Source organism: Cupriavidus sp. 01L45 (assembly GCF_056399885.1).
The window spans coordinates 1-2,349 of the sequence record NZ_JBFTSG010000142.1; the positions used below are offsets into that span (position 1 = coordinate 1).

2 protein-coding genes and 1 pseudogene are annotated in these 2,349 nt (G+C 62.7%); all 3 read right to left on the bottom strand.

Annotated elements, in window-relative coordinates; translation table 11 throughout:
* Positions 1 to 407, bottom strand: a pseudogene (locus AC1DT6_RS40375) (ABC transporter ATP-binding protein); the annotation flags it as partial.
* A gap of 84 nt (positions 408 to 491) precedes the next feature.
* Positions 492 to 839, bottom strand: a complete 348-nt coding sequence (locus AC1DT6_RS40380) for a hypothetical protein (RefSeq protein WP_441637716.1) — start codon at positions 837 to 839, stop codon at positions 492 to 494.
* Positions 840 to 860: 21 nt separating this feature from the next.
* The coding region (locus AC1DT6_RS40385) for a phospholipase effector Tle1 domain-containing protein (protein WP_477115617.1) at positions 861 to 2,349 on the bottom strand (1,489 nt) is incomplete at its 5' end.

The window sequence follows — 2,349 nt, forward strand, 5'->3', positions numbered from 1 at the left end:
CCCGTCTCGATCACATACCCATAGTCCGCCACCTGCAGCGCCGCGCGTGCGTTCTGCTCGATCAGCAGTGTCGCCACACCGGTCTTGCGCAGGTCGTTGATGATGTGGAAGATTTCCTTCACGATCAGCGGCGCCAGCCCGAGGCTTGGTTCATCCAGCATCAGCAGTTGCGGCTTGGCCATCAGCGCGCGGCCCACCGCCAGCATCTGGCGCTCGCCGCCGGACAGCGTGCCGGCATCCTGCTTCGCCCGCTCCTTCAGGCGCGGGAACAAGCCGTAGACCACTTCCATCTGGTCGAGAAAGTTCTTCTCCCCGGCGCGCTTGCGACGATACGCCCCCAGCACCAGGTTGTCCGCCACGCTCATCGAGCCGAACAGCTCGCGCTTCTCCGGCACCAGGCACATGCCGCATCACGCTTGGGCCGCGTATTTGCTAGCTGCTTGTCATCCTTTTTGACGTCCGCGATCTTGAACGCATCCTTGAGAGAATCCTCAATCAGCGTGTCGTAATTCGTGGTCCAGTAGACCGGAATAGGCAAGCGCGTCAGGATTTTGTGCGTCTCCGACAGTTCGCCCTGATGAGAAAACTCCTCCAGTATTTTTTGTAATCCCGGATCGGTTGCCGCGATGACTCACGTGATACTGGGCCAGCGATATCAGATCGTGCTCTTTATCCACGCTCAGGCCGAGCTCAGCCGCGATATCACTAAGGAGCGATGGCCAGTCCACATAACCCACGCTCTTCGACATGCCAGCGCCCGCAAAAATCGCGACGTTCTTGTTGGCCAGGTCCGAGACAAATTCCTTGATGAAGGCCTCGATGGCGCGATCAAATTTCATATTCTTCTCGATTGACGTTCTTTACATCTCGCTAAAGATGGCCCGGTCCCGCAGGTAGCCACCGCCCTCCCGCCGCGTGTTGGTCTGGCTCACGATCACCCAGTCGCGCAGGTCTCCGACATCCGCATCGGTCTGCACCGGGAAGACGGCGCCCATCTCTGCCTTGCAATTCGGCCCCTGGCCAACCTCCGGCGGTGTCATCCGGCGGTCGATCCAGGCCTGGTTTTCCTTGTAGATCTTCACCTCGAACCCGCTGAGCGGCCGGTTGGCCGCATGCTTGCGGCACACATTCTCGATGGCCGTGTTGCGATCGAGCTCGGTCACGGCSCCTGCCATGTAGAAGCCCGCCAGCGAGTCATGCATGTGGTCCTCGAACAGCGCATGGCAGCCATCCGGCGGCGGCACAGGATCTTCAAAGTGSGACATCGCAGCGGTCTCAAACGGCGTCAGCGCTTTGGCCATATTGGCGGCGAGTACCTGCATCAGGTTGGCCCCGGCACGCTCCTGGGGCGACAGCATGAGCGGGTTGCGATCCCCATAAGGGGAACGATSGGGCGCGGCCCGGTATCGCACCAGYACCAGGTCGCCCTTGAGGCGGTCATTCGATTCCTGCAGGTCGGYCTGGTCCTGGGGATTGGACGCGAGGTAGAAAGGGCGCTGTTCCAAACGCCGCAGCAGCCACGCACGCCACTGGAAAAAGCGCGCGTAGTGCTGGCTGAKCTGCTCGTTRTASGGCCCGCCTTCGCAACGGCTCCACCGCATGTACTGGTTCCAGACCTGCACCAGGCTGGGGTCGATCTCGACATCCATTCTTGCATCGCCATCGAGATATGGATACGTGGTAAGCGGCACGCCAGCCAGCAGGGCCGCCTTGTACATATGCAGCAGCGGGATCTGCGACATCAGCGCGGGCAGGCCATCCCGGGCCTTGCCCTGGTCGCCCGCCCCATAGCCGCCGCCCACGTCCGAGTGCATGCCGGGGTACAGCACCTCCTCGACGTTTTGGCCGCCGRCGATCCGCGTGACCGGGAAATTCATGCGCTGCTCGTGGGCGGCGATATAGTGAACCGTCTTCTTCACCAGCGCGGGCAGCGGCTTSAGTATCTCCGCGGCCCAGCCGGAGTGGCCGCTGGCCAGCCAGCGCGGCAGGCCAAGGGAATGGTGCATGGAGTCGCTGGTGCCCACCGTRGCCACCGAGTCGAACAGCCCGAGGAAGCGGATATCCGTGTCAATGCCGGCGAACTTGCCGTCTTGCARCGCATCCTGGAACCAGTRGCAAAAGGCACGCGCCTGGACCGCGCCGCGCGAGAAGCCGAACACCGACACGGACACGAACGGGATCCGGGGCAGCCGCTTGACATCGAGCCTGGCGCGCAGCTTCTTCGACAGTTCCTGCGTCAGCGGCGCGAACCAGTCCTTGCGCTTGCGCGGCGGGTCCTCCGGGTCGGGCCGCTGCTGGTGGTCGACGCGGCGCTCGTAGTCCTTGATCTTCGCGGCGATCTCGTCATCG